This is a genomic window from Aestuariivirga litoralis, assembly GCF_003234965.1.
GTDB lineage: Bacteria > Pseudomonadota > Alphaproteobacteria > Rhizobiales > Aestuariivirgaceae > Aestuariivirga > Aestuariivirga litoralis.
Genome location: NZ_QKVK01000005.1, coordinates 165574 through 190804 on the forward strand (window position 1 = coordinate 165574; position 25231 = coordinate 190804).

General features: G+C 66.2%; 31 protein-coding genes and 1 tRNA gene. 12 read left to right on the plus strand and 20 right to left on the minus strand.

Going from position 1 to position 25231, the window contains the following annotated elements:
* Positions 1–31: 31 nt before the first annotated feature.
* Genes trpB through DK847_RS12380 form a run of 4 tightly spaced genes read left to right on the plus strand, consistent with a single transcriptional unit; the run spans position 32 to position 4299 of the window.
* On the plus strand, positions 32–1252 hold the full coding sequence (gene trpB / locus DK847_RS12365) for a tryptophan synthase subunit beta (protein WP_111198826.1): 1221 nt from the start codon (positions 32–34) through the stop codon (positions 1250–1252).
* Positions 1249–2067 carry a tryptophan synthase subunit alpha gene (gene trpA, locus DK847_RS12370; protein ID WP_111198827.1) on the plus strand — a complete coding sequence of 273 codons (819 nt, stop codon included), beginning with the start codon at positions 1249–1251 and terminating at the stop codon, positions 2065–2067. The genes trpB and trpA overlap by 4 nt, the downstream gene beginning before the upstream one ends.
* A gap of 4 nt (positions 2068–2071) precedes the next feature.
* A complete protein-coding gene (gene accD, locus DK847_RS12375; protein WP_111198828.1) occupies positions 2072–2971 on the plus strand; it encodes an acetyl-CoA carboxylase, carboxyltransferase subunit beta in 900 nt (299 codons plus the stop codon).
* 2 nt (positions 2972–2973) lie between these two features.
* A complete protein-coding gene (locus DK847_RS12380; RefSeq protein WP_245414595.1) occupies positions 2974–4299 on the plus strand; it encodes a bifunctional folylpolyglutamate synthase/dihydrofolate synthase in 1326 nt (441 codons plus the stop codon).
* A gap of 123 nt (positions 4300–4422) precedes the next feature.
* Here DK847_RS12380 and DK847_RS12385 read toward each other — a convergent pair whose 3' ends face one another.
* From DK847_RS12385 to DK847_RS12410, 6 genes are all read right to left on the minus strand, one after another.
* A complete protein-coding gene (locus DK847_RS12385; protein ID WP_111198829.1) occupies positions 4423–5520 on the minus strand; it encodes a M24 family metallopeptidase in 1098 nt (365 codons plus the stop codon).
* Positions 5521–5615: 95 nt separating this feature from the next.
* Positions 5616–5861 carry a hypothetical protein gene (locus tag DK847_RS12390; protein WP_111198830.1) on the minus strand — a complete coding sequence of 82 codons (246 nt, stop codon included), beginning with the start codon at positions 5859–5861 and terminating at the stop codon, positions 5616–5618.
* A gap of 127 nt (positions 5862–5988) precedes the next feature.
* Positions 5989–8031, minus strand: coding sequence for an ASKHA domain-containing protein (locus tag DK847_RS12395; protein WP_111198831.1), 2043 nt, complete (start codon positions 8029–8031; stop codon positions 5989–5991).
* Between the two features lie 144 nt (positions 8032–8175).
* Positions 8176–9135, minus strand: coding sequence for a methyltetrahydrofolate cobalamin methyltransferase (locus DK847_RS12400; RefSeq protein ID WP_111198832.1), 960 nt, complete (start codon positions 9133–9135; stop codon positions 8176–8178).
* Positions 9132–9431, minus strand: coding sequence for a virulence factor (locus tag DK847_RS12405; protein WP_111198833.1), 300 nt, complete (start codon positions 9429–9431; stop codon positions 9132–9134). Before DK847_RS12405 ends, DK847_RS12400 begins: the two co-directional genes overlap by 4 nt.
* A gap of 105 nt (positions 9432–9536) precedes the next feature.
* Positions 9537–9794: a GlsB/YeaQ/YmgE family stress response membrane protein gene (locus DK847_RS12410; protein WP_111198834.1), complete on the minus strand. Its 258-nt coding sequence runs from the start codon at positions 9792–9794 to the stop codon at positions 9537–9539.
* Between the two features lie 123 nt (positions 9795–9917).
* Here DK847_RS12410 and DK847_RS12415 point away from each other — a divergent pair, with 123 nt between their 5' ends.
* Positions 9918–10373, plus strand: coding sequence for a YidB family protein (locus DK847_RS12415; protein WP_111198835.1), 456 nt, complete (start codon positions 9918–9920; stop codon positions 10371–10373).
* A gap of 363 nt (positions 10374–10736) precedes the next feature.
* On the opposite strand, the gene DK847_RS12420 is transcribed toward DK847_RS12415, so the two are convergent.
* The 7 genes from DK847_RS12420 to DK847_RS20790 form a co-directional block, all read right to left on the minus strand.
* Positions 10737–11960 (minus strand): CaiB/BaiF CoA transferase family protein, encoded by a 1224-nt coding sequence (locus DK847_RS12420; RefSeq protein ID WP_111198836.1) that lies wholly within the window; start codon positions 11958–11960, stop codon positions 10737–10739.
* 192 nt (positions 11961–12152) lie between these two features.
* A complete protein-coding gene (locus DK847_RS12425; RefSeq protein ID WP_111198837.1) occupies positions 12153–12605 on the minus strand; it encodes a hypothetical protein in 453 nt (150 codons plus the stop codon).
* A gap of 80 nt (positions 12606–12685) precedes the next feature.
* Positions 12686–13132, minus strand: coding sequence for an arsenate-mycothiol transferase ArsC (locus tag DK847_RS12430; protein ID WP_111198838.1), 447 nt, complete (start codon positions 13130–13132; stop codon positions 12686–12688).
* 9 nt (positions 13133–13141) lie between these two features.
* Positions 13142–13621 (minus strand): UPF0262 family protein, encoded by a 480-nt coding sequence (locus DK847_RS12435; protein ID WP_111198839.1) that lies wholly within the window; start codon positions 13619–13621, stop codon positions 13142–13144.
* A 96-nt stretch (positions 13622–13717) separates the two neighbouring features.
* On the minus strand, positions 13718–14158 hold the full coding sequence (locus tag DK847_RS12440; protein WP_111198840.1) for a DUF2948 family protein: 441 nt from the start codon (positions 14156–14158) through the stop codon (positions 13718–13720).
* Between the two features lie 5 nt (positions 14159–14163).
* Positions 14164–15450, minus strand: a complete 1287-nt coding sequence (gene murA / locus DK847_RS12445; protein WP_111198841.1) for a UDP-N-acetylglucosamine 1-carboxyvinyltransferase — start codon at positions 15448–15450, stop codon at positions 14164–14166.
* Between the two features lie 90 nt (positions 15451–15540).
* Positions 15541–15708 carry a hypothetical protein gene (locus tag DK847_RS20790; protein WP_193548198.1) on the minus strand — a complete coding sequence of 56 codons (168 nt, stop codon included), beginning with the start codon at positions 15706–15708 and terminating at the stop codon, positions 15541–15543.
* A gap of 94 nt (positions 15709–15802) precedes the next feature.
* On the opposite strand from DK847_RS20790, the gene DK847_RS12450 reads away from it, so the two are divergent.
* From DK847_RS12450 to DK847_RS12465, 4 genes are all read left to right on the plus strand, one after another.
* A tRNA-Thr gene (locus DK847_RS12450) sits at positions 15803–15877 on the plus strand.
* 150 nt (positions 15878–16027) lie between these two features.
* Positions 16028–16393 carry a hypothetical protein gene (locus tag DK847_RS12455; RefSeq protein WP_146256109.1) on the plus strand — a complete coding sequence of 122 codons (366 nt, stop codon included), beginning with the start codon at positions 16028–16030 and terminating at the stop codon, positions 16391–16393.
* A 193-nt stretch (positions 16394–16586) separates the two neighbouring features.
* Entirely contained in the window at positions 16587–16964 is a 378-nt protein-coding gene (locus tag DK847_RS12460) for a Rap1a/Tai family immunity protein (protein WP_111198843.1), read from the plus strand.
* A 174-nt stretch (positions 16965–17138) separates the two neighbouring features.
* Positions 17139–18188, plus strand: coding sequence for a CBS domain-containing protein (locus DK847_RS12465; RefSeq protein ID WP_111198844.1), 1050 nt, complete (start codon positions 17139–17141; stop codon positions 18186–18188).
* A gap of 19 nt (positions 18189–18207) precedes the next feature.
* Here the strand turns inward: DK847_RS12465 and DK847_RS12470 are convergent, their stop codons facing one another.
* The 4 genes from DK847_RS12470 to DK847_RS12485 form a co-directional block, all read right to left on the minus strand.
* A complete protein-coding gene (locus DK847_RS12470) occupies positions 18208–18459 on the minus strand; it encodes a hypothetical protein (RefSeq protein WP_111198845.1) in 252 nt (83 codons plus the stop codon).
* A 151-nt stretch (positions 18460–18610) separates the two neighbouring features.
* A complete protein-coding gene (locus DK847_RS12475; RefSeq protein ID WP_111198846.1) occupies positions 18611–19957 on the minus strand; it encodes a S53 family peptidase in 1347 nt (448 codons plus the stop codon).
* 244 nt (positions 19958–20201) lie between these two features.
* Positions 20202–20750 carry a hypothetical protein gene (locus DK847_RS12480; protein ID WP_111198847.1) on the minus strand — a complete coding sequence of 183 codons (549 nt, stop codon included), beginning with the start codon at positions 20748–20750 and terminating at the stop codon, positions 20202–20204.
* 60 nt (positions 20751–20810) lie between these two features.
* Entirely contained in the window at positions 20811–21788 is a 978-nt protein-coding gene (locus tag DK847_RS12485; protein WP_245414596.1) for a L,D-transpeptidase, read from the minus strand.
* Between the two features lie 211 nt (positions 21789–21999).
* Between DK847_RS12485 and DK847_RS12490 the strand changes: the two genes are divergently transcribed.
* A complete protein-coding gene (locus DK847_RS12490) occupies positions 22000–22302 on the plus strand; it encodes a hypothetical protein (protein ID WP_146256110.1) in 303 nt (100 codons plus the stop codon).
* On the opposite strand, the gene DK847_RS12495 is transcribed toward DK847_RS12490, so the two are convergent.
* Complete coding sequence (locus tag DK847_RS12495; protein WP_204508313.1) at positions 22292–22894, minus strand: DNA-3-methyladenine glycosylase; 603 nt, start codon at positions 22892–22894, stop codon at positions 22292–22294. The genes DK847_RS12490 and DK847_RS12495 overlap by 11 nt on opposite strands.
* A 15-nt stretch (positions 22895–22909) precedes the next feature.
* Here DK847_RS12495 and DK847_RS12500 point away from each other — a divergent pair, with 15 nt between their 5' ends.
* Positions 22910–23218, plus strand: a complete 309-nt coding sequence (locus tag DK847_RS12500; protein ID WP_111198850.1) for a hypothetical protein — start codon at positions 22910–22912, stop codon at positions 23216–23218.
* Positions 23219–23281: 63 nt separating this feature from the next.
* Positions 23282–24193 carry an NAD(P)/FAD-dependent oxidoreductase gene (locus DK847_RS12505; protein ID WP_111198851.1) on the plus strand — a complete coding sequence of 304 codons (912 nt, stop codon included), beginning with the start codon at positions 23282–23284 and terminating at the stop codon, positions 24191–24193.
* On the opposite strand, the gene DK847_RS12510 is transcribed toward DK847_RS12505, so the two are convergent.
* On the minus strand, positions 24194–24760 hold the full coding sequence (locus DK847_RS12510; protein WP_146256111.1) for a thermonuclease family protein: 567 nt from the start codon (positions 24758–24760) through the stop codon (positions 24194–24196).
* Complete coding sequence (locus tag DK847_RS12515) at positions 24757–25206, minus strand: molybdenum cofactor biosynthesis protein MoaE (protein WP_111198853.1); 450 nt, start codon at positions 25204–25206, stop codon at positions 24757–24759. Before DK847_RS12515 ends, DK847_RS12510 begins: the two co-directional genes overlap by 4 nt.
* Positions 25207–25231 lie beyond the last annotated feature (25 nt).

Below are 25231 nucleotides of genomic sequence, written 5' to 3' on the forward strand. Positions count from 1 at the left end.
CAGCATACGACAAGAAGGCAGTATCAGCCCCATGAACGTGAACACCCCCAATTCCTTCCGCACGGGCCCTGACGAGAACGGGTTGTTCGGCATCTATGGCGGCCGTTTCGTCGCCGAGACGCTGATGCCGCTGATCCTGGAACTCGAGCAGGCCTACAAGGCCGCCAAGGCCGACCCGAGCTTCCAGGCGGAGCTCGACTCGTTCCTCGAGCATTATGTCGGCCGCCCCAGCCCGCTCTATTTCGCCGAGCGCATGACGGAGCACCTCGGCGGCGCCAAGATCTATTTCAAGCGCGACGAGCTGAACCATACCGGCGCCCACAAGATCAACAACGTGATGGGCCAGATCCTGCTCGCCCGCCGCATGGGCAAGAAGCGCATCATCGCCGAGACCGGCGCCGGCCAGCATGGTGTGGCCACCGCCACCGCCTGCGCCCGCTTCGGCCTCGAATGCATCGTCTACATGGGTGAAGTGGACATGGAGCGGCAGAAGCCCAACGTGTTCCGCATGAAGCTCCTGGGCGCCGAGGTGGTTCCCGCCAAGTCCGGCTCGCGCACGCTGAAGGACGCGCTGAACGAGGCACTGCGCGACTGGGTGGCCAATGTCGAGGACACCTTCTACTGCATCGGCACCGTCGCGGGCCCTCACCCGTATCCCGAAATGGTGCGCGACTTCCAGTCGGTGATCGGCCGCGAGACCAAGGAGCAGATGCTGAAGCGCGAAGGCCGCCTGCCGGACTCGCTCGTCGCGGCCATCGGCGGCGGCTCCAATGCCATGGGCCTGTTCCATCCCTTCCTCGATGACAAGGACGTCGAGATCATCGGCGTCGAAGCGGCGGGCCTCGGCCTCAAGACCAAGACCAAGCATGCGGCCTCGATCACCGGCGGCAAGCCGGGCGTGCTGCATGGCAACCGCACCTATCTGCTGATGGATGACGATGGCCAGATCATCGAGGGCCATTCGATCTCTGCGGGCCTCGACTATCCCGGCATCGGCCCGGAGCACGCCTGGCTTCATGACATGAAGCGCGTCGAATATGTTTCCGCCACCGACAAGGAGGCGCTGGACGCCTTCCAGCTCTGCTGCAAGCTCGAGGGCATCATTCCGGCACTCGAACCCTCGCATGCGCTGGCGCATGTGATGAAGATCGCGCCCAAGAAGCCGAAGGACCATCTGATGGTCATGAATCTCTGCGGCCGCGGCGACAAGGACATCTTCACGGTGGCCGACATCCTGGGAGCAAAGCTGTGACGACCCGCATCGACCGCCGCTTCGAGGCCCTGAAGAAGGAAGGCCGCGCCGCCCTCGTCACCTTCGTGACGGCGGGTGACCCGGACTATGACACCTCGCTCAAGATCATCGCAGGGCTTCCCAAGGCCGGTGCCGACGTGATCGAGATCGGCATGCCCTTCACCGACCCGATGGCCGATGGCCCGGCGATCCAGGCCGCTGGGCTGCGCGCACTGGCCGCCGGCCAGAACATGAAGAAGACGCTGAAGCTGGTGAAGGACTTCCGCAAGCAGGACAAGGACACGCCCATCGTGCTGATGGGCTATTACAACCCGGTCTATGTCTATGGCGTCGAGAAGTTCCTGAAGGACTCGAAGACCGCGGGTGTGGACGGCTACATCATCGTCGACCTGCCGCCGGAGGAAGACGGCGAGTTCTGCATTCCCGCCCTCAAGGCCGGGCAGAACTTCATCCGCCTCGCCACGCCGACAACGGATGACCATCGCGCCCCCACCGTGTTCCACAACACGAGCGGATTCGTCTATTACGTCTCGGTGCTCGGCATCACCGGCACCAAGGCGCCGGACCTCAAGAGCGTGAAGGCCAACGTCAACCGCCTGAGGAAGCACACGAAGCTCCCCATCTGCGTCGGCTTCGGCGTCAAGTCGGCCGAGCAGGCCCGTGCCATCGCCAAGGATGCCGACGGCGTGGTGGTCGGCTCGGCGCTGGTGCAGGCCGTCGAGAAGAGCCTCACAAAAGCCGGAAAACCCACCTCTAAGACGGCCAAGGCCGTGCATGCACTGGTCTCGGACATCGCCCAAGGCGTGAGGAGCTAGTCACTTGAACTGGATCAAGAACTTCGTCCGCCCAAAAATCCGGTCGATCCTCGGCACCGACAAGCGCGAGGTGCCGGAGAACATGTGGGTGAAGGATCCCGACTCCGGCCAGATGGTCTTCTACAAGGACCTCGAGGCCAACCAGCATGTCATGCCGCAATCCGGCTATCACATGCGCATGCCGCCCGACGTGCGGCTGAAGTCCATGTTCGACGACGGCGCCTATGAGAAGATCGCCATGCCGCAGGTGCCGGCGGATCCGCTGAAGTTCCGCGACGAACGGAAGTATGCCGACCGCATCAAGGAAGCCCGCACCAAGAACGGCGTCGACGACTGCATCCAGGCCGGCGTTGGCGAACTCGACGGCTTCCCCGTGACCATCGCCGTGCAGGACTTCGCCTTCATGGGCGGCTCGCTCGGCATGGCCGCAGGTGAAGCGATCGTCACCGCCATGCGCAAGGCGGTGGAGAAGAAGACGCCCTTCATCTTCTTCATCTCGTCCGGCGGTGCCCGCATGCAGGAGGGCGTGCTGTCGCTGATGCAGATGCCACGCACCACGGTTGCCGTGCAGGAACTGCGCGCCAACAAGCTGCCCTACATCGTGGTGCTCACGCATCCGACCACCGGCGGCGTGACCGCCTCCTACGCCATGCTGGGTGACGTGCACATTTCCGAACCCGGTGCGCTCATCGGCTTCGCCGGCCAGCGCGTCATCGAGCAGACGATCCGGGAGAAGCTCCCCAACGGCTTCCAGCGAGCGGAATATCTCGAGGAGCATGGCATGGTGGACATGGTCGTCCACCGCCACCAGATGCGCGAGGTGCTGTCGCGCATGGTGCGCATGCTGATGAAGGCACCCTCGCGCGAAATCCCCTCGACCGCTGTCGTTCCCGTCGAGGCCTGATCTTGGCCCTCAGCGACGCCATCCTGACGCGGCTCCTGTCGCTGCACCCGAAGATCATCGACCTGAGCCTCGGCCGCATGGAGGCGCTGCTGGCGAAGCTTGGTCATCCGGAGAGGAAGCTGCCGCCGGTGATCCACGTCGCGGGCACCAACGGCAAGGGCTCTACCGTCGCCTATCTCCGCCACATCATGGCGGCCGCAGGCCTCAAGGCCCATGCCTATACCTCGCCGCATCTGGTGAAGTTCCACGAGCGCATCCGTGTTGCGGGCGAGCTGATCTCCGAAGCCGATCTCACGGCGCTGCTGGAGGAATGCGAGCAGGTGAATGGCGGGTTGCCCATCACCTTCTTCGAGATCACCACGGCCGCCGCCTTCCTCGCCTATAGCCGCACGCCGGCCGATTACCTGATCCTCGAGGTGGGCCTGGGCGGCAGGCTCGATGCCACAAATGTCATCGACCCCGCGGTCTCCGTCATCACCACCATCGACTATGACCACCAGCAATATCTGGGCGACACGCTGAGCCTCATCGCGCATGAGAAGGCGGGCATCCTGAAGCGTGGGCGTCCGGCCATCATCGGCGTCCAGCCTGACGAGGCCCGCGCCGAGATCGAGCGCGTGGGCGAGCGGGTGCGTGCGACGCTCCACATCGCAGGCCAGGACTGGTCGTCCTACGAGCAGCATGGCCGCCTCGTCTTCCAGGACGAGAAGGGCCTGCTCGACCTGCCGCTGCCGCAGTTGAAGGGCCGCCACCAGATCGACAATGCCGGCAACGCCATCGCCACGCTGCGCGTGCTGGATGATCCGCGCATCACCGACGCCCACATCGCCGAGGGCCTGAAGTCGACCACCTGGCCCGCCCGCATGCAGCGGCTGGGGCAGGGCGCGCTCTCGGCACTTGTTCCCGCCGGGTCGGAACTCTGGCTCGACGGCGGCCACAACCCGTCTGCCGGCCGTGTGCTGGCCCAGGCCTTCTCGGAACTCAACGAAAGGCATTCGCGCCCGCTGGTCATGGTCTGGGGCATGCTCAACACCAAGGATGTCGGCAGCTTCATCGGCTGCTTCGCCGGCATCGCCAGCCGCGTGATCACCATCACGATTCCGGACGAGGAGAATGCGGTGCCGGCAGACAAGCTTGCCGAGTCTGCCCGTGCGCATGGCCTGCAGGCGGAAACCGCGCCCAATCTCGACGCGGCACTGCGCCAGGCGTCATCGACCGTGCCGGCCCCGCGCATCCTCATCTGCGGCTCGCTCTACCTCGCCGGCCGCGTGCTCGCGGCACATGGCAATGAGGAGATGACGAAAGTGAGCGGGGCAGGGAGACGATAGGGACGCCATGCGCACCCCACACATTCATCATGCCCGGGCTTGTCCCGGGCATCCTTTTTCCAGGTCACCAAGGAGGATCGCCGGGACGAGCCCGGCGATGATGAAGGCAGGAGGTGTGGGGCTCTACCCCACGATCCTGAGCTCGCGCGGGAAGCTCGTCAGGCACTCGATGCCGTCTTCCGTCACCACCACATCGTCCTCGATGCGAACGCCCGCCTCGCCCTCGCGGTAGAGGCCGGGCTCGATGGTGAAGACCATGCCGGGTTCGAGGACATCCCTGTTGCCCCGCATGATCTGCGGCGCCTCGTGCACGTCGAGGCCCAGGCCATGGCCGGTCTTGTGGCGGCAGAATTGCGCGAATTGCGACTGCTCGAGCACGGTCAGCACGGCATCGTCGACGTCGGAGGCGGTGATGCCTGGGCGGGAAATTTCACGGCCCCTCGTGTTGGCGGCCAGCACCGTCTCGTAGAAGGCGCGGTCGTAGTCGGACACCTCCTTCACGAAGAAGGTGCGGGTGATGTCGGCGCTATAGCCCTGGTAGGTGCCGCCGAAGTCGATCAGCAGAGGGTCACCCGGCTTCAGGTGATAGTCGGGTCGTGCGTGGGCATGGGGCTTTGCGGCATTGTCGCCCGCCGCCACGATGGGTGCGAAGGAAAGGCCATCGGCGCCATGCGAGAACAGGTTGCGCAGCAGGATGCCCTCGACCTCCGTCTCGGTCATGCCGACCCTCACCTCGGCGAGTGTTGCCTCGAGCGCCGCTTCGGAAATGCGGATCGCCTTGCGCTGCAGTTCGATCTCGTCAGGTGTCTTGTGCAGCCGGACCCTGGAGATCTCGCAATGAATGTCGATGAATTCCGCGCCGGGCAATGCCTGCTGCAGGGCGAAGAGGTCGAACACCCGCATGCGCTGTCCCTCGACACCGATGCGCGCCGCCTTGCGCAGTTGCGGAAGGGCCTCGCCGGCCGCCATGAAGGCACCCATGTAGCCCTGCTCGTCACGCCACGGGAAGACCCTGCCCGGGAACCCGATGGGGGTGAAGGAACCCATTTCGAGATGCGGCACAATGGCGACTGATTCGCCCTGACGTGGCACGATGACGGCGAGCGGGCGCTCCATCTGGTGGAAGTCCTTGCCGAAGACGCGGCGGAAATTGGCGCCCGGCACCAGCACCAGGGCATCGAGCCCGGTGCGGGCAAGGACCGTCATGAGGGGAGTGAGCATGCGAGTTGCACTAAGTTGCAGAAATGCTTTTCAGTAACCGTTTGCCAAATTGCTCAACTTACAATTCGGCGCCATAGGGTAGCAGAGGTTCGCCGCTACTCCTTGATCATGTAGATATAGGCGGTGCTTACACCGTATTTTTCGGCCAGCTTGGTGGCCGGTACGCCCTTGGCGCGCTTCGCCAGGATATCGGCACGCATCTTCTCGGCCTCGACAGCCGAGCGCCGCCGGCGCTTGGGCCCGCCCGAGCGGCTGTCCTCGAGATGCGCTGTGTCGAGCATCTTCTGTGCCGTGCTGATGATCTTGTTGAGATAGGCAATCTGTCTTTTCGAAAGTGCCATGTTTGTTCCGCTGGTTGTGGGAGAGCGGCAGAAAGCGGCTGTGGCTCTCGGGCTGTCGACACAGCTTGCTTACCCTGCAAAGTGATGCAAGGCAATCCTAAGTTATGATTGCCCCCGAAGTGGCTGGTCAGCCGCGCCTGCGCCGCCGGCGCTCGGCCCCGTCATCACCTGCCGTCACGACATCCTTGGGCGGCGGCAGCGTCACTTCCTTCGACAGCTGCGGGAAGGGCGCGGTCTTGTGCGGGATGGCCATGGCCTCGACGAAGTGCTGCTGGAACATCGGCTCCACCGCCGTCTCGATCTTCTCGATGCGGCGGACCACACTCTCGATCTCGTCACGCGCCTTCATGTTGAGGAGCGCGATGCGCGCACCCGTGCCCGCGGCATTGCCCGCACTCTGCACCTTGGCGAGGTCGCAATCGGGGATGAGGCCGAGGATCATCGCATACTTGACGTCGATGTGGCTGCCGAAGGCGCCGGCGAGCCTGATCTTGCCGACCTGTTCGATCCCGAGCTTGTCCATCAGCAGGCGCACGCCGGCATAGAGTGCGGCCTTGCCGAGCTGGATGGCGCGCACGTCATTCTGCGTCACGCGGATCAGGGGCTCGTTGCCGCCTTCCTTCGGGGCGCGGATCACATAGTTGAAGGTGCGCTTGTGCGGCTCGATGCGCGGGCTCTTCTCCGCCAGCGAGCCGTCGATGAGGCCATCCTGGTTGATGACGCCCGAGAGATACATCTCGGCAATCGCCTCGATGATGCCGGAGCCGCAGATGCCGGTGACGCCGGTCTGCACGATCGCCTCCTCGAAGCCCTCTTCGTCCGACCACTTGTCGCAGCCGATCACCTTGTAGCGTGGCTCCAGCGTTTCCGGGTTGATGCGGATGCGCTCGATGGCGCCGGGGGCCGCGCGCTGGCCCGAGGAAATCTGTGCGCCTTCGAAAGCGGGGCCGGTGGGCGAGGAGCAGGCGAGCAGCCGCGCCTTGGAACCGAGCACAATCTCGGCATTGGTGCCGACGTCGACGGCCAGCATGATCTCGTCCTGCTCATGCGGCGCTTCGGAGAGAACGACGCCCGCGGTGTCCGCGCCCACATGGCCCGCGATGCAGGGCAGCACATAGGCCCAGGCGCCCGGGTTGAGATGCAGGTCGAGTTCCTTCGCGGGGCAGGTGACGGCGAGCCCGGTGGCCAGTGCGAAGGGCGCACCGCCGAGCTCGGTCGGGTCGATGCCGAGGAAGAGGTGGTGCATGACGGGGTTGCCGACCAGCACCACTTCGAGAATGTCGGTGAGTTCGATGCCGCCCTGCCTCGCCACGTCCTGCGCCAGCGTGTTGAGCGCCTGGCGGATGGCGGCGGTCATCTCCTTCTCGCCGCCCGGATTCATCATCACGTAGGAGACGCGGCTCATCAGGTCTTCGCCGAAGCGGATCTGCGGGTTCATCAGGCCGGCGGAGGCCGTCACCTCGCCGGTCGAGAGATTGGTGAGGTGGGCGGCAATCGTGGTGGAGCCCACGTCGATGGCTAGCCCAAAGACCTTGTCATGGAAGCCCGGCCAGATGGCGACAAGGCGGTTGCCGCCGCCCGGCGCGCGGCTGAACACGGCGGCAGTGATCTTCCACTCGCCCTTGCGCAGCGTCTTCTGCAGGTCGGAGATGATGGAAAGATCGCAGGAGAGATTGTCGATGCCCCACTGGTCGTGCAGCGCCTTGTAGACGCGCTCGAGATCGGAGGACGGCTTGTGCATGTCGGGCTCTTCGACCTCGATGAAGCACAGCCTGGTGGCGGGATCGAGCTCGATGGCGCGGGTGTCGGCTTCCTTGCGGACGACCTGCTTGTGGACCTGGGACTCCGGCGGCACGTCGATGACGAGATCGCCGAGGATCTGCGTCTGGCAGGACAGGCGGCGGCCCGCGGGCAGGCCGCGGATCTTGTCGTAGCGCTCCTCGACCTTGGTGACGCCGGAGACATGGGAGGCGGTGGAGGTGATGCCGTGCTTGGCGAAGTCGCCTTCGCCCACATTGATCTGGCAGCGCCCGCAAATGGCACGACCCCCGCACACCGAGTCGATGTCGACGCCGAGCGCGCGCGCGGCCTGCAGCACCGGCGTGCCGATGGGGAAGCGGCCACGCTTGCCCGAAGGCGTGAAGACGATGAGGGGGTTCGTTTCGGTCATTGCGCTCTGCCAATCTCTGTTCCCCTCCCCCCTTGTGGGGAGGGGTAGGGGTGGGGGTGGTGCCGCGCGGTGGGTGGGGGAGCCTGAGCCTCAGCCATCACCCCCACCCTGCCCTCCCCACAAGGGGGAGGGGGAAGGTCTGTGTTAGCGGCGGCGGCGCGCCTCGCGCGCGGCGCGGCGGGCGGCGAGTTCCTCGGCGGAGGGCGCTGCCTCGCCCGGAGCAAGCGCTGCGGTCGAGGGGGCAGGCGCCATGTCGCGGAACTTGTTGTTCCAGAACTTGCAGTGCGCATCCGTGCCGTTCAGCACGTTGGCACCGAAGATCGCATGCATGTCTTCGTCGTGCAGCGGGTTCATGATGGCCGAGGTCATGCCGTGGCTCGCGGCCATGGCGAGGAAGTAGCCGGTGAGCGCGCGGCGGTTGGGCATGCCGAAGGAAATGTTGGAGGCGCCGCAGGTGGTGTTGACCTTCAGCTCCTCGCGCAGGCGGCGGACGAGGCGGAACACCTGCTGGCCGGCCGTGCCCATGGCGCCGATCGGCATGACCAGCGGGTCGACCACGATGTCATGCGGCTTGATGCCATGGTCGGCGGCGCGCTCGACGATCTTCTTGGCCACCGCGAAGCGCACGTCCGGGTCTTCCGAAATGCCGGTCTCGTCATTCGAGATGGCGACGACGGCAACATTGTACTTGGCCACCAGCGGCAGGATGGCCTCGAGCTTCTCTTCCTCGCCGGTCACCGAGTTCACCAGCGGGCGGCCCTTGGCGGTCTCGAGGCCCATCTTGAGGGCGGAGGACACCGAGGAGTCGATGCACAGCGGCAGGTCGCACACGGACTGCACGATCTCGATGGTCTGGCGCATCAGCGGCGGCTCGGATTCGTTCGGGTTCACCGCGGTGACGCCGGCATTGACGTCGAGGATGTGGGCACCGGCCTCCATCTGGGCCAGCGCATCCTTGATCACGGTGTCGAAGTTGCCGGCCTGCATCTCGGCGGCGAGCTTCTTGCGGCCCGTCGGGTTGATGCGCTCACCGATGACGGTGAAGGGGCGGTCGAAACCGATGATGTGCTCACGCGTGGCGGACGCGACGAGGGTATGGGTCATTGGGCTTTGCCTCCGTTGGCAATGAGTGTCTTGAGCTTGTCTTGCGTGAATAGGGCTTCGATTTCGGCCCTGGCCTTCTCGACTTCCGCCGCGAGGTCGTCACCCACGGGGACGGGCTCGGCCCGGCGCCAGTCGGCGAGGTAGCTGTCGGTATCGGAGGCGCCGCCCCGCATGGCGGCCATGTCGATCGCTTCCTGGAAGCGGTCGGCGAGCATGCGCTTTTCCTCCTTGCGGCCGGCCTTGACCGAGACCGCGGAAGGAATGTCGCGCCAGTACGTGATAATCAGGTTGGCCATGATGGGCCGTGTATGCCCGGTCCCGCGGGGGGCGGATAGCCTGAAAGCGACATGGAAAAAGGGCGGGACGAAGCCTCGTCCCGCCCCTTGCAGACGGTAAACGGTTCAGGCCCGGCGGTTCTTCGAGATCATGCCCCAGACGGCGAGCACGATGATCGCACCGACGATCGAGGCAATGAAACCCGCGCCCTGGCCCGGGCCATACCAGCCGATGGCCTGGCCAAGCCATGTCGCCACGAAGGCGCCGACGATGCCGAGAATGGCGGTGAGAACGAAGCCCTGCGGCTCGTTCGGGCCGGGCATCAGGAACTTGGCGATAACCCCCGCCACAAACCCGATGATGATCGTCCAAATGATTGACATCAACGTCCCCTATGGTTTTCTGGTCTAGGACTACCCAATGGCAAGGAGCGTTTTCAGTTCCCCTGCCCCTTGCAATCCTGGTGGCCGGGGCCACCTCAGAAGACCATAGACTTGGAGCGTCACATGTCAAACCGCATGCCTTCTCTCGCCGCCCTGCTGGGTCTCGTGGCCGTGGCCGGCTACCAGAATCGCGAAAAGATCGGGGAATTCATCAAGAACTTGCAGAGCCCGGGCAGCGGCACCTCGCCCGCCCCCGCCGAACAGGGCACCGACATGGCCGGATCGGGCTATGGCGGTGGTGCCGTGTCCGGCGGCCTTGGCGACCTGATCGACCATTTCCGCAATTCGGGGCTGGCCAAGAAGGCTGACAGCTGGGTCTCGACCGGCCAGAACGAGCCGGTGGACGAGGCCGAGATGGGCCAGGCCCTGGGGCCGGACCTGCTCGACCAGCTGGCCCGGCAGACCGGCCTCAGCCGCGAGGAACTGGCCAAGCGCCTGTCGCAGGTGCTGCCCCAGGCCATCGACCACATGACGCCGGAAGGCCGCCTGCCGCCCCGCTCGCGCGAGGGCGCCGCATAGGCCCGCGCCGAACGGTTTCGATTTTCAGGATGCCCGGGTGAGAGCCCGGGCATTTTCTTTGCGCAGGCACGGAATCGAAATCAGTCAAAGGATATTTTTCCTTGACTTTTGGTCGCACCTATGTTAGGTATGTGTTCCTTGAAGTGCTTGCTGCTGATTGACATTGTGAATCTGTTTTCGGGGCCGGAGCGGGTCTCTCCCGGCGGGGGCGTGTCTGGTGCGCTGACAGTCTCATCATGGCCGGGCTTGTCCCGGCCATCCTTTTCCGTGGCGGCCAACAGGATCGCCGGGACAAGCCCGGCGATGATGGCATGAGGGTGGCATGAGGAGAGTGGAGTGGAAGGGGAAGAGAGGCCGGCCTGTCTACCCGATCACGCCCGCCTTGCGCAGCCGTGCGATCTCATCGGCGTCCAGGCCCAGCTCCTCGCGCAGGACCTTCTCCGTGCCGTCGCCCAGGCGCGGCGGGGCCTTGTCGTACTGGATGGGGGTTCCGGAGAAGACGATGGGGTTGGCGACGCCCGGCACCTGCACGCCGTCGTCACGCGTCAGCCCGATCTGCAGGCCGCGCGCCAGCACCTGCTCATTGGCAAAGACCTGGTCGATCGCGTTGATCGGGCCGCAGGGGATGGCGGCACTCTCGAAGGCCTGGACCCATTCCGCCGTGGTGCGCGTCTTCATCGGCTCGACGAGGAGCGGGATCAGTTCGGCGCGGTTGATGACGCGGCCGCGGTTGAGCTTGAAGCGCTCATCCTCCGCCAGATGCGGCAGGCCGAGGATGCCCACATACTCCTTGAACTGACGATCATTGGCGACAGCCATGATGATGTGGCCGTCCTTCGTCGCGAAGGTCTGGTAGGGCACGATGTTGGGATGCGCATTGCCGAGCCGGGTGGGCGCCTTGCCGCCGACGAGATAGTTGAGAGCCTGGTTGGCCAGCACGCCGACCTGGCTGTCGAGCAGCGCCACGTCGATGTGCTGGCCCTCGCCGGTGCGCTCGCGGTGGAACAGCGCGGCCTGGATGCCGATGGTGCAGTAGAGCCCGGTGAAGATGTCGGCGAAGGCCACGCCGATCTTCATTGGCTCGGCGCCAGGCATGCCATCGGGCTGGCCCGTCACCGACATGATGCCGCCCATGCCCTGGATCATGAAGTCATAGCCGGCGCGCTGCGCGTAAGGGCCGGTTTGGCCGAAGCCGGTGAGCGAGCAGTAGATGAGGCGCGGGTTGACCGCCTTCAGGCTCTCGTAGTCGAGGCCGTATTTCTTCAGGCCGCCGACCTTGAAGTTCTCCATCACGATGTCGGACTTCGCCGCGAGATCGCGGATGAGCTTCTGGCCTTCTGCACTCGCCATGTCGATCTCCACCGACCACTTGCCGCGGTTGGTGGACAGGAAATAGGCCGCATCGCCCTTGGAGCCATCGGGGTTGGTGATGAAGGGCGGTCCCCAGCCGCGGGTGTCGTCACCTTCGCCCGGCTTCTCGACCTTGATCACCTCGGCGCCGAAATCGGCGAGGATCTGGGTGCACCAGGGCCCGGCGAGCACGCGGCTCAAGTCGAGGACGCGAAGACCGGCGAGTGGACCTGGCATGATGGCTCCGTGAGAGTGACTGTGCTGGAGATCATCTAGTCAATATTTGCGGTGACGTCACCCCGCCTTGCAGCCACCTCTGCTCATCATCGCCGGACTTGTCCCGGCGATCCTTGTCCGCCCCACCCGAAATGATGTCCGGGTCAAGCCCGGGCATGATGAGACGCGTGGTGCGGTGAAGCGGAATGGACCCTAGATCGCGGCCCACTGAGCGTCATCGATCTCCAGACCCTCTTGCGCGGCGAGGTCGAGCTTTTCCACATAGGGGTTCTTGTGGCGCTCGCCGCCCACCGCGAAGGACGGGTCCACCGGGCAGCCCAGCCCAATGTTCTCGCGGACCGTGAAAGGCAGCATGTAGAGGCCATGCCGCACGTTGCGCAGGAAGGCGCGGCCGTTGGCGGCGACCTCGCGCATGATGGCGGGGGCGAGGAAGGCGCAGGAGACCTGCTGCAGGTCGATGCCCAGCGCATCGCGGGTGAGGTCCAGCGTGCGGCGCTCGTCCTTCAGCGCCTCGCCCAAGAGCTTCACGCCGGAATAGCCGCAGGCCTCGAGCCAGATGGTGGCCCAGGCGATGTCGGCGGCGTCGGGGAGGCCGCCCAGCTTCTTCGTCAGTTCGGCCTGGGCCGTCTGCATGTCGATGCGCATGGGATGAGTGTAGGACGGAAGCGAGAAGGTGGCTAGACCAACTCCGCGCGTCCTCTCCCGCAGCGCGGGAGAAGACGAAGTCACACGCCTCTTGCCGCGAACGTGCCGAAGCGCTGCTTGATGCGGCGGACCAGCTGGTCGCGCACCTCGCGGTAGCTGTCCAGAATCTGTTCGCGGCTGCCCGCGGTGATCGAGGGATCGAGGGTGGGCCAGTATTCCGTCTCGATGGCCATGGTGCGGGTGAGCTCCAGGGCGCGGTGGTGCGCCTCGGGCGAGAGCGAAATGACGAGGTCGAAGCTCGAATCCTCGAGGTCCTCGAAGCCCTGCGGGCGGTGCTTGCCGAGGTCGATGCCCATCTCGTCCATCACCGTGGCGACGAAGGGATCGGGCGTTCCGGGCCGCACCCCGCAGGAGGCGACATAGACGCGCTGGCCGTAGAAATGCTTCATGATGGCGGCCGCCATCACCGAACGGATGACGTTCTGCGTGCAGGCAAAGAGGACGGCGCTGGGAAGGTCTCCCGCCATCGGGTGAGCCTAGCCCCGCCAGTGCAGGACGCAGACGAGGGTGAAGAGGCGGCGCGCCGTGTCGAAGTCCACTTCCACCTTGCCGTTGAGGCGCTCCTTCAGAAGCTCGCTGCCCTCGTTGTGCAGGCCGCGGCGGGCCATGTCGATGGTCTCGATCTGGCTCGGCGTCGCCGTGCGGATCGCCTCGTAATAGCTCTCGCAAATCATGAAGTAGTCCTTCACGATGCGGCGGAAGGGCGACATCGAGAGGCCGATGAGGGTGAGGCGCTCCTCGCGCTCGTTCAGCACGTCGAAGATCAGCCGGCCATCTGCGGTGGAGAGCTTGAGGCGGTAGGGGCCTTCGGGCTGGCTCAGCAGCGTGAAGCTGTTCTCCTCCACCAGGTCGTAGATGGCGACACGGCGCTCATGCTCGGCCTCGGGCGAGGGGCCGGGGCCGATGGTGGCGTCGAGTTCGACCGCCGCGAGGCGGGTCTTCGGTTTGTCGGTCATGGGGGGAGGATAGCCGGGTGAGGGCAGGCGAGGCTAGGGCGACGAGAGGATAGGGTGGTGGAAGGAATTTTCCCCTCCCCTTGCTGGGAGGGGGATCTAAGCCGGGTCGTCTTCTTCCTCGTCCTCGACGTCGTGGTGCGGCACGGCGATGGCGGCCCAGGCCGGGCCCAGGTCACTCATCTGGCATTCGAGGCATTCGACGGAAAGCCGGATGGTGGCGCCTTCCGAGAAGGCCAGCAGCACCTCGCCCGAGGGCGCATCGATTTCGGCGAAGGTGACGGAGAGCAGCGACAGCACCTCGTCCTTCTCCAGGTGGCTCATGTTCAGCGTCTTGACGGCGAGCACGCGGTCGAAGTGCAGCCCGGTGCGGCGGCGCTGCGGGGTATCGGGGTCATCCCAGGCGAAGCGGTTGGCCAGCAGCACGAACTGCTTGCGCTTCCGGTCATAGCTCATGTCGCCCGCCAGCAGCACGGCGTCCTGCATCTGGGCGGAAATGATGGCGAGGTCCTCGGTGTCGAGGGCGGAGAGGCGCAGCATCAGGATCAGCCGGAGATACGCGCCACATCGGCGCCGCAGGCGACAAGCTTGTCTTCCAGCGTCTCGAAGCCACGATCAAGGTGATAGACGCGGCTGATCATCGTCTCGCCTGCGGCCGCGAGCCCCGCGATAACGAGGGAGACCGAGGCGCGGAGGTCGGTGGCCATGACGGGTGCACCGGTGAGCTTCTTCACGCCGCGCACTTCCGCGGTGTCGCCGTGGAGGTGGATGTCGGAACCGAGACGGGCGAGTTCCTGCACATGCATGAAGCGGTTCTCGAAGATCGTCTCGCGGATGATGGAGGTGCCATTGGCCATGGTCATCATCGCCATCAGCTGCGCCTGGCAGTCGGTGGGAAAGCCGGGGAAGGGCTCGGTGTCGAGCCGCACCGGCGCGAGCGCCGCGCCATTGCGGTGGATGCGCAAGCCATCGTTCTTCACATCGACGCTGACGCCGGCGCGCTGCATGACGTCGATGACGGCGCCGAGGTGACTGGCGTTGGCATCCTTCAGCAGCACGTCGCCGCCGGTCATGCCCACGCACATGGCATAGGTGCCGGTCTCAATCCTGTCCGGGATCACGCTGTGTTCGCAGCCCGCAAGGCTGGTGACGCCCTTGATGCGAAGCGTCGGGGTGTGGATGCCCTCGATCTTCGCCCCCATCTTGACGAGGCATTCGGCCACGTCGCCGATCTCGGGTTCGGAGGCGGCATTCTCGATGATGGTGTCGCCGTCGGCCAGCACGGCGGCCATCAGCGCGGCATGGGTGGCGCCGACCGACACCTTGTCGAACACGATGTGCGCGCCCTTGAGGCCCTTCCTCGCGGCGGCGATCACATAGCCGTTCTCGATCTCGAGGCTGGCGCCGAGCTTCTCCATCGCCATCAGGTGCATGTCGACGGGACGCGTGCCGATGGCGCAGCCGCCGGGGAGCGACACCTTCGCCTCGCCGCAGCGAGCCAGCAGGGGCCCGAGCACCCAGAAGCTGGCGCGCATCTTGGAGACGAGGTCATAGGGCGCGGTGGTGTCGACGATGTCCTTCGCCGAGAGGTGCATCACGTCGCCCATGCCGGTCTGGCCGGCGCGCTTGCCGGCGACCGTGATGTCGACACCGTGGTTCTGCAGGATGCGCTGCAGCAGGCGCACGTCGGCGAGGCGCGGAACGTTGGACAAGGTCAGCGTGCCGGGGGTGAGCAGCGAGGTGATCATCAGCGGAAGAGCGGCGTTCTTGGCGCCCGAAATCGCGATGGTGCCGTTCAGGCGGTTGCCGCCGCGGATGCGGATACGATCCATACTTTGTTCCCCTGCTCGGCAGGCGGCCCGGGAATCACCCCGAATGGCCCCGAACCTGCCCCGGTTTTGGCGCTAACAAGCACAGATGGCTCAATTGGGGCAACCATCCTCGTCAGGGGGCGTTTCCGGGGGGGCTTCTCCCGCGGGCCGCGTGGCGGCCTGCGCCCGGGCCTGCGCCTTGCGCTTCGCGATATTGGCCTTCAGCGCCCGCGCAAGGCGGGCCTTGCGGGCCTCGGATGAGGGTTTTTCGGCAGCCATCACGGGCTTTTCCGCCGCCCCGCGGCAATCGTCAAGCGATGGGGTTGCGCAAGCCCGCCCGCTGTGGCATGTGTCCGCCCGCTTCACATGGTGCGCTGCCGTAGCTCAGTGGTAGAGCACTCCCTTGGTAAGGGAGAGGTCGGGAGTTCAATCCTCCCTGGCAGCACCATTTCACGCCACATCGCTGCATCGACCGGGCCGGCTGCCATATCGTGGCTGGCATGAGCAGGGCGTGGGTGGTTATCAGGCCCGCAGCGGCCTAAGCTTGGCCGATGCCGCGGCCGGGTGCCTTCCGGGCCGCAGCGCTGCGAGGTGCTTCATGAAACGTCGGCTGGCTGCCGTTGCGGTGTTCCTTCTGCTGTCCCCCGTTGCCGAGGCGCGCGACAGGGTGGTCGACTGCGCCATTCTCTCGCTGCCCGGCAAGGCCGTGCAGTTCAAGGGCAAGTGCAACTTCATGCCGGAGGCGGGGGGATCCTTCTCGCTTGCCGATGCCGACGGCAAGCCGAAGCTCTATGGCGACATCGGGGTGGTGTCGGTGACGCTGACGGGCAAGGATACGGCGGAGGTGAGCGGCCTCGTCATCGACAGCGGCGGCGGGCACAGTTCGCGCTGGGGCACGGCGCGGCGGGCGGCGGACGACCGCGCCTGCTGGGATGGCGAGGATTTCCGCATCTGCGCCTGGTAGGCCGACGGGGCGCCGCTGAGGTCGCCTGAAGCAGGCCCCAAGCCGCGCGGATTTCACCACACGTGTCTGGATCCGGTGATCTGAACGCAACGTCAATTTGAGGGAAGTCAATTCAGGGCCGGCTTTGGTTGGCTAAAAGGGACCCATCGCGGAGATTGCAGGATGGCTCTCCGCCACCGAGGAGACTGGGCACATGTCCACCGTGCATCGCTCGCTTGCCGCCGTGCTTGTTATCACCGCCCTGTCGGTCGGCCCCGCCTCCGCCGCGGAGGTCTCGGGCCGGCAGCTGCTGTCGCTCTGCGCGGCCGGACTGGCGGGCGCCGACCACCCTGTCGAGGCGGCGGAATGCACCGGCTTCATCGCCGGGGTGGCCGATACCTTCGACTGTGTTGAGGCAAACCACGGCGCGAGGTGGAACAGCAAGGTGAACCTGCCGGAGGCCGAGCTTGCCGGCCTCGTCATCCAGTACATCCAGTCGCACCCCGAGGCCCTGGAGAGCGACGCCCACCGGCTGGTGGGCGCGGCACTGGCGGCGGCCTATCCCTGCCGGCCCCGCACGGCCGCAAAGTAACGCCGCTTCATCCGGGAATTCCCGCAGCCAGCTTGACGCCATGGCTGGAGGCTTGCGGAATTCACCTAGGAAACTTGCGCCATTCCGCATGAGAGCCATGAGCAATCAATGATTTGAGCTGGCGCCGGCCGCCCGCATATAGCGCTTGGCAGTCGTTAGGAGTGAGGCCAGCCAATGACCGTTGCGGCGATCGTCAAGCGCAGTTCCACCAGGCTCGTGTCCATCGGCGAGGATGCGGACATCCGCGCCGTGGCGGCCAGGATCGGCGAGCCCGATACCGGTGCCGTCGTCGTGCTGAACCAGGCGGGGGAACTCACCGGCATCATCACCGAGCATGACCTCGTCCGTGCCATGGCCACCGGGAATGCCGGCCTCACCGCGCGCGACTTCATGACCCGCGAAGTCTTCACCTGCGCCCCGCGCGACACCGATATCGGCGTGATGCTGGCGATGACGGAGAGAGAGATCCGCCACATGCCGGTGGTGCTGGAAGGCAAGGCAGTGGCGATGATCGGCCTGCCGGAAGTGGTGAAATACCGGCTGGGAAAGATCGGCCGCCTGGCGGAAGAGGCCCAGCAGGAACCGGACGACGCCAAGCGCCTCGACATTCTCTCGAGCCACCTGAAGAAGCTGCCCGGCGACATGCGGCGCGGACAGATCGTCGATGTCGCCCGGCGAGTGATCGTCGAGCAGGGCATGAAGGGCTTCACGGTGCGCAACATCACCCGCGAGGCGGGCCTCTCACCCGGCATGATCAACCTGCATTTCGGCAGCATGGAAGGTCTGCTGCACGCCGTCTTCGATTCGGTGATGTTCGAACTGCCTGACACGGCGGGGCGCGAACCGGTGAACCTGACGGTAGCCATCATCAACCTGCGCCTGATCGTGAAGCGCTATTTCGAGCCGCAGTATTTCTCGCGCCAGAGCCTGCTGGTGTGGCTGCCGCTGTTCGATGCGATGCTGCGCGACCCCGAGTTCCGCAAGAAGGTCTATGCCCGCGACGAGGACTACGTGGCGGAATTCGCCAGCCACATCGCCAAGGTGATGGCCTTCCGCCAGATCGAGGGCGATGCCGTGGCGATCGCCCGCAACCTGATGAGCTTCATGGACGGATTGTGGCTGCGCTGGTGCCATTCCAGCCGTGACGACACGCGGCCCGAACATGCCGCGGCCATGGAATATCTCGAAAGCAAGGTCGGCTCGCTGGCGATCGAGGGCGTCTGACGCGGCGCCCGGCTGCGCCTCACGAGACGTAGGGCGTGGGACCGGGGCTCGGACCGGGGGTCGGCGCGGGATCGAGTGCGGGCAGTACGCCCGGTGCCTGCAGCGGGAACTGCGAATAGCCGCAGCGCGGCGCGCCGCGGTTGCTGCCGGGCGGCAGGTCGTCCCGGCACTCCCAGGTAGGCTTGGCGGCGATGGCTCCGCCGCTGGCCAGCAGGCTCGCGCCGGTGACCGCGCTGGCGAGCGCCATGGCCCGCAGCATCTTGTGTTTCATGTCTCGACGTCCTTCGAGGGAACAGGCCGATGGGCGCAAGACCGCATCCGGCAACTTCTGCGGCTCCCCTAGCAACCCGGAGGCGTCGAAGACAGCTGGTGCTTATGTCACTGGGGCTGGTGCTTATACCTAAGGCCGCAGCAACCCTGCCTCAGAACGGCGCGAGGCTCACGTTGGGCGTGCCAAGCCCGGTGGGTCCGTCATAGCCGGGGCCCGCCTTGCACAGGAAGCCGATGGCGCAGGTGCCGGTGCTGCCGGAGGTGACATCGCGCAGCGCGCCACGCTGGGCATAGAGGTTCCTGCCATAGCCGGTGGCGACGGTGGTGCCGCCCTTGTTCGGATAAACCGAGGAGGCGACGGTGCCGGAACTCAGCGTCAGGCGGATCGCCACGTTGCGCTGGGCGATGATGCCGGCGATGATGGGCGCGCCCACGCTGGTGCCGCCGAAGCGGAAGTAGCTGCCGCGATAGACCACGAAGACGCCGGTGTTGATGTCAGCCACGGCGGAGACGTCCGACGCGACGCGGCCGACGCAGGCGGTGGAGGGCAGCACCGGGCTCTGCCAGGCCATCTGGCTGTAGATCTTGCTGCAGCCGCTGCCGGCCTTGGCCCAGGCGGTCTGCGACCATGATCCGTTATAGGTCAGCGACGTGCCGCCGACCGAGAGCACATAGGGTGCGGATGACGGGAACTCGGTGCCGCCGGCATAGGCGCTGTCGCCCGAGCTGACGGTGACGGCGATGTGGACGGGCAGCTTTCCGGCATAGCCGTTGGTGATGGTGTTCACCGGGCTGTAGAAGGCGGAATAGAGGCTGGAGCCGGTTTCCGACCCGCCATAGCTGTTGGAGATGGCGATGACGCCCGGAAAGGCGCTGGCCGTCAGCACCGCCTTGCCGAGATTGGCGTAGCTCGCCGAGTTGGCCTGGACCAGCACGATGTTGCACCATGGGCACATGGCGCTGACCATCTGGACGTCGAGGGCCTGCTCCTGCGCCCAACTGCTGGAGGCCATCGGATAATTGCCCGCCACGCCGGACTGGTTGAGCTTGGTGAAGCGCACGCAGCCCGTGGTGAGCGTGGCCGTGCACAGCGGCGGAAGGTTGTTGAGCTGGCGGTAGGTCGCAAGGTCGGTGGCTGCCTGGCCATAGCCATAGGCGGCGACCACGGCCACCGTGGGCCGTGCGCCGGCGGGAACGGCTGGCATGGTGATGGTGCCGTAATAGGCCGACCACAGGTCACGCGCGAAATAGGGAACGGCACCGAGCGTGCTGCGGCTGAAGGGGCGCAGCCCCGCGGCCAGCGGGCGGCCCGCCTGGTCGGTGGCGATCTCGCCATGGCAGCGCGCATGGCCGGCAGCGGGCGCATCCGAGCACAGGCGCTTGTAGAAGCCCTGGCCGGCGCGCTCCACCCCGATGACGGATTGGGCGGCGGCTTCACTGAGGCCCGCGGCCATCACCGCGGAGACAACGAGAATCGCCTGCAGAATCCTCACCAACATGCTGCGCACCTTCCGTAACCTGACATTGAAACCGGGCCACGCCCCCGCGCGGCACCGACCGCCGGCACCATGGCCGGTGGAAACTTACACATTGCTGACAGCCTGTGGCGATCAGCGCATCCCTGCTGCGGCGCTGTTACATTGTGCCGGGATTTGAAACCACAGATCGAAAGTTGAACCATCCGTCGCAGGCCTCACACACGCCTGAGCTGCAGACGGATGGATCGCGGCGGGGTCGCGGGCGCTAGAGGGCGCCCTCGTCGGTGAGCGACATCACCTCGGCCACACGGCCGTTCTTGACCAGGCACTGCCACCGCGCCTTGTCCTTGCCGACGCCGATGATGACGGTGTTGTTGGCTTCCGAGCTGTTGGTGTCGAGCACCACCACCTCGCCATTGTTGGTCTTGTTCGAGACCGCGGCGAGGCAGGCCTCCTGGTCCTTGCTGGGAGCCAGGGTGAGATTGCCGCCAGCGCCGCCACTGCTGCTGGGGGCGGCACTGCTCGTCACCTGGCAGATGCCGTTGGCCCCGCCCTTGCCGGTATAGGTGACGGTGAGCTCCGAACCATCGACGCCGAAGTCGATGCTGACGCCATTGGCGCGGGCTTCCCAGGCCGTGGAGCTGAAGGTCTTCACCGTGGCCTTGGTGCCGTTGATCCTCACCTTGCCCTTGCCGTTCGATTTGACCTCGATGCCGGTGGGGCAGCTCGCCGTGAATTTCGGCGGATTGGCCAGGGCCGGCGTGGCGAGCATGGCGAGAAGGGTGGCGGCGGCCGCAAGGGTGAAGGGTTTCATGGGTGTCTCCTTGTTTGCAGTGTGAGCAGGAAAGAATTCAGGGCGCAGGCGTGGCGTGCGTCAGTAGACCCCTTCGAGGATGGTGAAGTCGTTGGCGCGGTGGGATGCGGTGTTGGGCTGGTCCGTCGTCACCACCGTCATGCCGTTCTGCATGCGCTTGCGGATTTCACCGCGCACGTTCTGGTCGGCCGTGATGCGCCGGAGTTCACGCCCCATGTCCTCGCGGTCGGTCTTGCCATAGCCCACACTCGACCAGGTGAGGCTGTCATCCGCCCTGTCGGCGCCGGTGAGGGTGTAGACATTCTCGCCCAGCGGCTTGCCGCCGCCGGAGATCGCCGCCTTTCCGCGCGCCACCACGTGCCCGTCCTCCATCACGGTGACGCTCTTGTCCCTGCTGCTCACCACGACGCTGGTGACGGTGGGCTTTGCAGCATGCCCGGCGCCGTACTGGTCCTTCAGCAAGGCGGTGTCGACGGCGGCGAACTCGCGCCGCGCATAATCGCCCAGCACCATGCCGGGATGGGTGACGGCCGCGGGCTGCGAATGCTCGTCGGCGATCACCACCGTCATGCCTTTGCGGGTGATGTCGAACAGCAGTTCCGAGAACTGCATCGGCAGGCGCACGCAGCCATGCGAGGCGGGATAGCCCGGCAGGTTGCCGGCATGCAGCGCGATGCCGCTCCACGTCAGGCGGTTCATGTTGGGCATGGGGGCGTTGGAATAGGTGGAGGAGCGGTGGTGCTTGTCCTTCTGCAGGATCTGGAACACCCCTGTCGGCGTGCGGTGGCCCGGCTTGCCGGTGGAACAGGTGGAGGCGGCGATGCGGATCCCGTTGCGGTAGACATGCACCAGCTGGTCCGGGATCGACACGATGATCAGGATGGGCCCGCCTTCCGAGCGCTCCGGAAACCAGTTGAACTCGCCATTCTTCAGGTCATAGGCGAGCTTGTTGACGAGCTGTGCGGCGGCGGGCCGTGCGAGCAGGGGGGCCGCTGCCGCCAGCCCGGCGCCCGAGATGAGAAAACTGCGTCTTTGCAAGAGTACCGCCAACTGTTCACTTGGAGGTGGCAGAATTCCCGATGTGGTTGATGCCCGTCAACCAAACATTTGCGTGATCCGGGGCTGCACGCAGCAAGCGAAACGACCGACGCTCCTGAAGTCTCCACCGGAGCGCCGTGGCTGCGGGCGGCACGCCGCACTAGACTTCGCGACGGACGGCATGACCTCAAGCTCCGAGAAGGAGAATGACATGCGTTGTTCCCTGTCCATCCTCTGCACGGCAGTGATGGTGTCTGCGCTGCTGTGGCCCGCCGCAGCGCCCGCCGAGGCTGCTTCACGCAGCGCCGTGCTTTCGGCCTGCAACCGCACCGCCGGTTGCGGCTATACCAAGAACAAGGACAATGGCGATATTTCAGGCTGCAGCCGCCAGTCCGGCAAGTGCTTCTATTGCCCCAATGACGGCAAGAAGCAGTGCTTCGGCGTGGGCCGCACCTTGCCGCCTGCCGGCAGGCTGCCAGTGATCACCGGCGATGCCGTGGTGCTCACGAAGTAGCAAAGCGGCGGCTGAGAAACGGCGAACCCGCAAGGCCGAAACGCCACGGCACCTCCGCCGCGCGGCTGATGCCGATGCGCGGCCCGGTGGCCAGCGGCACGTTGCCCAGCGCGGGGTTGAGGCCGAAGGGCCGAGCCAGCAGCGACAGCCCATTCTGCGCGCTGCCGATGGCCAGTGCCGCGGCCAGCTTGCCAGGCCCCGAACAGAGATGTTTCGGGTTCTCGCGGCCGCGGCGTTCGGACATCCGCTCCAGCCCGCGCGTCGGCTGCAGGGCGCGGATCAGCACGGCGGAACCCGGCAGGCACACGGCATTGAGGCACCAGTGCATGCCGTAGATGCGATAGACATAGGCCGAGCCCGGCGGACCGAACATGGCGGCGTTGCGCGGCGTCAGGCCACGGAAGCTGTGCGAGGCGGGATCGTCGCGCAGATAGGCCTCGGTTTCGACGATGATGCCGCCCGCCCCGCCGCAGACAAGCTCGAGCCCGATCATCGCCGCTGCCACCTCGCGGGCGTCACGCATGAAGAAGCTCTGATCGGGCATGGCGCCGGAACCCGCCGCCGCTCCGTCCGTTCCATCGGTTTCCATCATGGAGGCAGTGTGCCGATGAACCAGGCCAATCTCCAGCTCGAAGGCTTGCTCATGGCCGTGGCGGCGCTCAACCGCATGCTGGTCGAGAAGGGGCTCGCCTCCGCCCATGAGATCGACACCGCGCTGCGCCGTGCCGAAGCCCGCATCACCTCCGACGACCGCTTCCAGGACGCGGATATCGCGCTCGCCAACCGTGATGCCATGTGCTTTCCGATCCGCCTGTTGCGGCTTGCCAATGCCGACGAGGACTGCGCCGCCGTGAGCTTCGGCGAGCTGGCCCGCCAGGTGGGCCTCAGCAAGCCGCGCTACAACGACCAGCGCTGAAGTTGCGGCGGAACCGTACCCCCATCACCGCCGTTGCGACTCCCGGCTGTGAAAGGTGGTGACGTGGCGGAGTTCGACTGCATCGTGATCGGCGGTGGCCCGGCAGGGCTTTCCGCAGCGATCTACCTGGCGCGCTTCCATCTTTCCGTCGCGGTGTTCGACGATGGCCGCAGCCGGGCCGCCCTCATTCCGCTCACCCGCAACCTCGCAGGCTTTCCGGTGGGGGTGGGCGGGCGTGACCTGCTGCGCCGCATGCGGGTGCAGGCGGAAGGCTTCGGCGCGCGGATGCGGGCCGACACGGTGGAAGGCTTGGCGCCACAGGACGGCGGCTTCGCGCTGACGGCGGGCGATCGGCACTGGCGTGCCAGCCGGGTGCTGCTGGCCACCGGCGTCATCAACCTTGCCCCGAAGATGAAGCCCGACGCGCATGACGACGCGCTGCGCTGCGGCCTGCTGCGCTATTGCCCGGTCTGCGATGGCCATGAGGTGACGGACCGCCGCGTGGCGCTGCTCGGCAGCGGGCCGCACGGGCTTGCCGAGGCGCAGTTCATGCGCAGCTTTTCACGCGACGTTTCGCTGGTCGCTCCCAGTGGCCCGCATGGCTTCGACGAGTCCCGGCGTGCGGCCCTGGCGGAGTGGGGCATTGCGGCGATCGACGGACCGGTGGATGCCATTGTCGCTGGCCGCGACGACATCGCGCTGCAGGTGGCAGGCGAGACGCACTGCTTCGACACGCTCTATGCCGCGCTCGGCACGGCGCTGCGCTCCGAACTGGCACGCGCTGCCGGCGCGCAGACCGCGCCGGATGGCGCGGTGCTGGTGGACCGCCACCAGATGACCTCCGTCGAAGGCCTCTATGCGGCGGGTGACGTGGTGAAGGGCCTGGACCAGATCGCCACCGCCATGGGACAGGCGGCGATTGCGGCCACGGCGATGCGCAATGCCATCTGCGCCGAGCGGCCGCTGCGCCGCTAGCTAGTCGGCGCCGTCCCCTGCCATCACGCCCTGGCGGTTGGCGCTGCGCCAGTCTTCCGGGGTCTGGAACCTGCCTTGCCAGATGCCGCGCCGCGCCGCGCGGGCCTCGGCCTGGGCTGCCGCATGGTCGAGGCCGTGCCGGGTATAGGCGATGGCCCAGCCGGCACGCACCATGGCGTCGTTGAGGTTGACGCTGCCCGCGCTGCATTCGGCGACCGAGCGCCCATAGCGGTCGGTGTCGAGGATCTGGCAGGTGACGGTGGCATTGCGGATGAGGCGGCGCAGTTCATCGCGCGCTTCCCGCCCGCAGTCATAGCTGCTGCCGTCCGCCTTCCAGCAGGTCTGGAACAGTTCCGGCGCGTCGATGGCGTGCAGGCGATAGTCCTTGCCATCCTTGCGCAGCGAGTCGCCATCGACGGCGGTGAAAGCACCGGTCTCGTCGGGCAGCAGGCCGGACTGCCGCGCCAGGAAGGTGATGGCGGCGAGGAGCAGCAGCATCACGGCACCTTCGGCGAGGCTGCGCCACCACGGCCTGGGCGCGCGCCGCGCGGGTCTGCTGCGCCTCACTTTGTCCAGCGCCGCGCCGCGTCGTCGTCGCTGTCCTTGGCGGCGACCCAGGCCGCACCCTCGCCGTTTTCCTCGAGCTTCCAGAACGGCGCCTTGGTCTTCAGCCAGTCGATGAGGAAGTGGCAGGCCTCGAAGGCAGCCTCGCGGTGCGCCGAGGCGGCGATCACCAGCACGATGTCCTCGCCCGGTTCGAGGCGGCCGTAGCGGTGGATGATGAGTGTCGCGTCGAGCGGCCAGCGGCGCTGCGCCTCCGCCTCGATCTCCGCCAGCGCCTTCTCGGTCATGCCGGGATAATGCTCCAGCGTCATGGCGCGGACGTCGGTGCCGTCAGACAGGTCGCGCACCGTGCCGAGGAACATCACGGTGCCGCCGATGGAGGTGCTGCCCTGCTTCAGGCGGCTCAGTTCGGCGCCGGGGTCGAAGGCTTCTTGCTGGACGCGGATCATGGCTCTGTCATGCCCCTGTTGGCGC

What these genes read in the sequence shown, in the direction of transcription:
- DK847_RS12435 (WP_111198839.1), bottom strand. Translation starts at nt 13,621, where the DNA reads ATGACCGACAAACCGAAGACCCGCCTCGCGGCGGTCGAACTCGACGCC.
- DK847_RS12490 (WP_146256110.1), top strand. Translation starts at nt 22,000, where the DNA reads ATGCGTTGTTCCCTGTCCATCCTCTGCACGGCAGTGATGGTGTCTGCG.
- DK847_RS12410 (WP_111198834.1), bottom strand. Translation starts at nt 9,794, where the DNA reads ATGTCAATCATTTGGACGATCATCATCGGGTTTGTGGCGGGGGTTATC.
- DK847_RS12420 (WP_111198836.1), bottom strand. Translation starts at nt 11,960, where the DNA reads ATGCCAGGTCCACTCGCCGGTCTTCGCGTCCTCGACTTGAGCCGCGTG.
- DK847_RS12495 (WP_204508313.1), bottom strand. Translation starts at nt 22,894, where the DNA reads ATGATGGAAACCGATGGAACGGACGGAGCGGCGGCGGGTTCCGGCGCC.
- DK847_RS12455 (WP_146256109.1), top strand. Translation starts at nt 16,028, where the DNA reads ATGAAACGTCGGCTGGCTGCCGTTGCGGTGTTCCTTCTGCTGTCCCCC.
- DK847_RS12430 (WP_111198838.1), bottom strand. Translation starts at nt 13,132, where the DNA reads ATGGCGGGAGACCTTCCCAGCGCCGTCCTCTTTGCCTGCACGCAGAAC.
- DK847_RS12395 (WP_111198831.1), bottom strand. Translation starts at nt 8,031, where the DNA reads ATGACCGAAACGAACCCCCTCATCGTCTTCACGCCTTCGGGCAAGCGT.
- DK847_RS12515 (WP_111198853.1), bottom strand. Translation starts at nt 25,206, where the DNA reads ATGATCCGCGTCCAGCAAGAAGCCTTCGACCCCGGCGCCGAACTGAGC.
- DK847_RS12405 (WP_111198833.1), bottom strand. Translation starts at nt 9,431, where the DNA reads ATGGCCAACCTGATTATCACGTACTGGCGCGACATTCCTTCCGCGGTC.
- DK847_RS12415 (WP_111198835.1), top strand. Translation starts at nt 9,918, where the DNA reads ATGTCAAACCGCATGCCTTCTCTCGCCGCCCTGCTGGGTCTCGTGGCC.
- DK847_RS20790 (WP_193548198.1), bottom strand. Translation starts at nt 15,708, where the DNA reads ATGGCTGCCGAAAAACCCTCATCCGAGGCCCGCAAGGCCCGCCTTGCG.
- murA (WP_111198841.1), bottom strand. Translation starts at nt 15,450, where the DNA reads ATGGATCGTATCCGCATCCGCGGCGGCAACCGCCTGAACGGCACCATC.
- trpB (WP_111198826.1), top strand. Translation starts at nt 32, where the DNA reads ATGAACGTGAACACCCCCAATTCCTTCCGCACGGGCCCTGACGAGAAC.
- DK847_RS12480 (WP_111198847.1), bottom strand. Translation starts at nt 20,750, where the DNA reads ATGAAACCCTTCACCCTTGCGGCCGCCGCCACCCTTCTCGCCATGCTC.
- DK847_RS12460 (WP_111198843.1), top strand. Translation starts at nt 16,587, where the DNA reads ATGTCCACCGTGCATCGCTCGCTTGCCGCCGTGCTTGTTATCACCGCC.
- DK847_RS12500 (WP_111198850.1), top strand. Translation starts at nt 22,910, where the DNA reads ATGAACCAGGCCAATCTCCAGCTCGAAGGCTTGCTCATGGCCGTGGCG.
- DK847_RS12470 (WP_111198845.1), bottom strand. Translation starts at nt 18,459, where the DNA reads ATGAAACACAAGATGCTGCGGGCCATGGCGCTCGCCAGCGCGGTCACC.
- DK847_RS12425 (WP_111198837.1), bottom strand. Translation starts at nt 12,605, where the DNA reads ATGCGCATCGACATGCAGACGGCCCAGGCCGAACTGACGAAGAAGCTG.
- DK847_RS12400 (WP_111198832.1), bottom strand. Translation starts at nt 9,135, where the DNA reads ATGACCCATACCCTCGTCGCGTCCGCCACGCGTGAGCACATCATCGGT.
- DK847_RS12390 (WP_111198830.1), bottom strand. Translation starts at nt 5,861, where the DNA reads ATGGCACTTTCGAAAAGACAGATTGCCTATCTCAACAAGATCATCAGC.
- DK847_RS12465 (WP_111198844.1), top strand. Translation starts at nt 17,139, where the DNA reads ATGACCGTTGCGGCGATCGTCAAGCGCAGTTCCACCAGGCTCGTGTCC.
- DK847_RS12475 (WP_111198846.1), bottom strand. Translation starts at nt 19,957, where the DNA reads ATGTTGGTGAGGATTCTGCAGGCGATTCTCGTTGTCTCCGCGGTGATG.
- DK847_RS12385 (WP_111198829.1), bottom strand. Translation starts at nt 5,520, where the DNA reads ATGCTCACTCCCCTCATGACGGTCCTTGCCCGCACCGGGCTCGATGCC.
- DK847_RS12440 (WP_111198840.1), bottom strand. Translation starts at nt 14,158, where the DNA reads ATGCTGCGCCTCTCCGCCCTCGACACCGAGGACCTCGCCATCATTTCC.